The sequence below is a fragment of the Streptomyces solincola genome, assembly GCF_002982015.1.
GTDB lineage: Bacteria > Actinomycetota > Actinomycetes > Streptomycetales > Streptomycetaceae > Streptomyces > Streptomyces solincola.
Genome location: NZ_PVLV01000509.1, coordinates 1 through 3,760, shown reverse-complemented (window position 1 = coordinate 3,760; position 3,760 = coordinate 1). Strand labels below are relative to the sequence as shown.

Sequence of the window (3,760 nt, the reverse complement as noted above, 5' to 3'; positions counted from 1 at the left end):
GCCGGCGGGGGTGCGGACGGCGTCGGCGGCGGACGCGGCGACGGGGGTGGCGGCGCGGGTGTCGCTGCGGGACCGCGAGTGGGGCACCGAGTTGGTGCTGCGGGTGACCGGGGTGCGGTCGGCCGGGGTGTGCGAGCTGGTGGCGGTGCGCGCGGACGGGGAGGCGTGGCCGGTGGCGACGTGGTCGGCGGCGGCCGGTCACGCCCCGCTGGTGGAGGCGGGGACGGCGATGCGGCTGGCCGAGATCGCCCGACTGGAGGTGCGGGCGGCGGACGGCGGTCGCCTGGTCGCGCTGCGGCCCTGACGCGGCTCCGGCCCGGCCCGGACCCGGTGCCGGCCCGGGGTGCGGTCACTTCAGCAGGCGGGACATCCGGCGGTCGGCGAGCGGCTTGCCGCCGGTCTGGCAGGTGGGGCAGTACTGGAGGGAGGAGTCCCGGTAGGACACCTCCCGGATGGTGTCGCCGCAGACCGGGCAGGCCTCGCCGGTGCGGCCGTGGACCTTGAGGCCGCTCTTCTTCTCGGCCTTCAGCCGTCCGGCGGCGACGCCGCGGGAGCGGGCGACGGCGTCGGCGAGGGTGCCGCGCAGCGCCTCGTACAGGGCGGTGGTCTCGGCCTCGGTGAGGTTCTGCACGGGTTTGAAGGGCGACATCCTGGCGGTGTGCAGGATCTCGTCGCTGTAGGCGTTGCCGATGCCGGCGATGAGGCTCTGGTCGCGCAGCGCGCCCTTGAGCCGGCGGCGTTCGCCGGCAAGCAGGGCGGCGAAGGCGTCCCGGGTGAAGGCGTCGGTGAGCGGGTCGGGTCCCAGCCGGGAGACGCCGGGCACCTCGGCGGGGTCGTGCACCAGGTAGACGGCGAGCCGCTTGGTGGTGCCGGCCTCGGTGAGGTCGAAGCCGTCGCCGCCGGTGAGCGCCACCCGCAGGGCGAGCGGCCCTCTGCCCGGGCGGGGCGGGCCGGACGGCAGCACGTCCCGCCAGTGCAGCCAGCCGGCGCGGGCGAGGTGGACGACCAGGTGGAGCCCGCCGGCGGTGACGTCGAGGAACTTGCCGTGCCGGTCGACCTCGGTGACGGCGGCCCCGTCGAGCGCGGACAGCGGCGGGGCGTAGGTCTTCAGCACGCTGATCGCGATGGGCATGGCGCGGGCGATCTCCTGGCCGGTGAGGTGCTCGTCGAGGAACTCGCGCAGCGCTTCGACCTCGGGCAGTTCGGGCATGGCTCCAGCCTGCCCGACGGACGGCCCGGGCGCTCGACGGCCGGTGCGCCCCGGGCCGGGCGGTCGGCGGCCGCCGGTGTGTCTCCGGCCGGGCGCCGGTGCGGCGCTAGCCGGCGCCGCCCCAGGCGGAGCGGACGGTGCGGGCGGGGCCGGCGGCGGTGGCGGCGGGCTCGGGGCGCCGGGGGCGGTCGGCGACCGGGAACTCGCACCAGACGCACTTGCCGGTGCCGCGCGACTCGACGCCCCACACCTCGGCCAACAGGTCCACCAGCAGCAGCCCGCGGCCGGAGACCCCGGACAGGCCCGCCTCCCGGCGGCGGGGCAGGGCGCTGGAGCGGTCCTCGACCTCGACCCGCAGCCTGGGGCGCGGTCCCGAGAGCATCCGCAGGGTGACGATCGCCCCGCCGTCGGTGTGCAGCAGCGCGTTGGTGATCAGCTCGTCGGCGACCAGTTCGATCTCGTCGGCGCGGGCGGCGGCGCCCCAGGCCCGTACCGCCGCGCGGATCATGTGCCGGGCGGCGGCCAGCGCCTCGGGGTCGCTCTGGGCGACGTGCTGCTGGAGCCGTGCCCCGGTCCGCGCGGTGGGTCCGCCGGTGCGGCGCAGCAGCAGGAGGGCCACGTCGTCGTCGCCGCCGCGCTCGTCGGCGGCCGCGCACAGGTGGTCGGCGAGCGGTTCCGGCTCCCGGGGGCCGCCGCGGACCTGGCCGGTGAGCCACTGCATGCCCTCGTCGAGGTCGGCGCCGGGCTGCTCGACCAGGCCGTCGGTGTAGAGCAGCAGGGTCTGCCCGGGGTCCAGTTCGAGGGTGCCGACCGGATAGTCGAGGCGGCCGAACTCGGCGGACAGGCCGAGCGGCATGCCGCCGACGACGGGCAGCCGGCGGCAGACCCCGTCGGCCTCCACCAGCAGCGGGTCGACGTGCCCGGCGCGCACCACCTGGACGACTCCGGTGGCCAGGTCGGCCTCCAGGTAGGTGCAGGTGGCGAAGCGGTCGGTGTCCAGCTCGTGCAGGAATGAGGAGGCCCGGGCCATGACGGTGGCCGGGCTGTGCCCCTCGGTGGCGTAGGCGCGCAGCACGATGCGGAGCTGGCCCATGACGGCGGCGGCGTGGGTGTCATGGCCCTGGACGTCGCCGATGACCGCGCCGAGCCGGCCGCCGGGCAGCGGGACGACGTCGTACCAGTCGCCGCCGATGTCCCGGCCGATGCGGGCGGCGCGGTAGCGGACGGCGATGCTCGCGCCGGGCACCTCGGGGATGCGGCGGGGCAGCATGGCCTGCTGGAGCCCCTCGGCGAGGTCGTGCTCCTGCTCGTAGAGCATGGCGCGCATCAGGCTCTGGCCGAGGCTGCTGCCGAGGGCGACCAGGACGTTGCGGTCCTCGGAGCTGAAGCCGATCTTGTCGCTGTAGAGCAGGCCGAGCGCGCCGATCGGCCGGGCCTGGGCGATCAGCGGCAGATAGGCGGCGGAGGTGATGCCCAGGCTGCCGATGTGCGGCCACAGCACCGGGTAGGAGCGGGCGAAGTCGTCGGCGGACTCGATGAAGCGGGGGCGCAGGGTGCGGACCACCTCGCTCATCGGGTACTGCTCGTCGACCCGGGTGTAGCGGGTGCCGGGGACGTGCGAGCTGGCGGGGCCGTCGGCGACCAGGTGGATGCGGCCGGACTCCAGCAGGCCCATCACCATGCTGGTCGCGCCGAGGTGGGCCAGGCCGTGCGAGTCCTTCAGCACGTCGATGACGTCCTTGACGGTGCGGGCGTGCGCCAGGGCGGCGGTGGCGGACTCCACGACGCTGGTCTGGCGGCGGCGCTCGTCGTCGACCTCGCGGCGGGCGGTGGACTCGGCCAGCTCCTGGGTGGCGTCGCGGACGATGCCGATGATCCGGTGGGGGCGGCCGGTCTCGTCGCGGCGGATGGTCCCCTGGGTGTGGGTCCAGCGCAGGGTGCCGTCGCGCCCTCGGACGCGGAAGTACGCGCCGTAGTGGGTGGAGCCGTCCTTGAGGGCCTGGGTGACGAGGGTGTCGAGGCGGATCGCCTCGGTGGGCGGGACGCGCGCGCCGAGCGTCTCGGGGCGTCCGTCGTAGGCGGCGGCGTCCAGTTCGAAGACGTCGAGGGCCGCCGCGTCCATGTGCATCCGCCCGGTGCCGAGGTCCCAGTCGAAGCTGCCCATGCGGTTGAGCGACAGACTCAGATCCGGAGGGGCGGGCCAGTCCTCGGAAGGCGACAGGGCATCCGCTGCCGGATCAACCATGGGGCCACTCTGCCATCATCCGCCGGGTTTTTCGACCCGTTATGCACCTATTGAGCATCTCCGACACCCTGCCCGCGGCCCTCACTCCATGTCGAACACCGGCCCGTCGCCCGCCCCACCCGCGTCCGGACCGCCGGCGTCCGGGCCGCCGGCGTCCGGGCCGCCGGCGTCCGGTCCCGCGCCGCCGCCCGGGGCGGGCTCGCCGCCGCCGTCCGCCGGCCCGAGGTCGTCGCCGCCGTCCGGGCCGTACAGCTCGGGCGGCCCGTAGAGGTCCTGGGGTTCGGCCGCCTCGGGCGGGCCGGGGG

Annotated in this window: 3 protein-coding genes and 1 pseudogene; 1 reads left to right on the top strand and 3 read right to left on the bottom strand. The window is 76.0% G+C overall.

Annotated elements, in window-relative coordinates:
- Nucleotides 1-304, top strand: a pseudogene (locus C6N75_RS30945) (hypothetical protein); the annotation flags it as partial.
- A 45-nt stretch (nucleotides 305-349) separates the two neighbouring features.
- Here the strand turns inward: C6N75_RS30945 and C6N75_RS25950 are convergent.
- From C6N75_RS25950 to C6N75_RS30940, 3 genes are all read right to left on the bottom strand, one after another.
- Complete coding sequence (locus C6N75_RS25950; RefSeq protein ID WP_105871310.1) at nucleotides 350-1,210, bottom strand: Fpg/Nei family DNA glycosylase; 861 nt, start codon at nucleotides 1,208-1,210, stop codon at nucleotides 350-352.
- 106 nt (nucleotides 1,211-1,316) lie between these two features.
- The gene (locus C6N75_RS25945) at nucleotides 1,317-3,455 is read right to left on the bottom strand and encodes a SpoIIE family protein phosphatase (protein WP_105871309.1); all 2,139 of its coding nucleotides are present in this window, start codon (nucleotides 3,453-3,455) and stop codon (nucleotides 1,317-1,319) included.
- A gap of 81 nt (nucleotides 3,456-3,536) precedes the next feature.
- Nucleotides 3,537-3,760 (bottom strand): hypothetical protein (locus C6N75_RS30940; protein ID WP_219852917.1); only part of this gene is annotated, 224 nt, incomplete at its 5' end.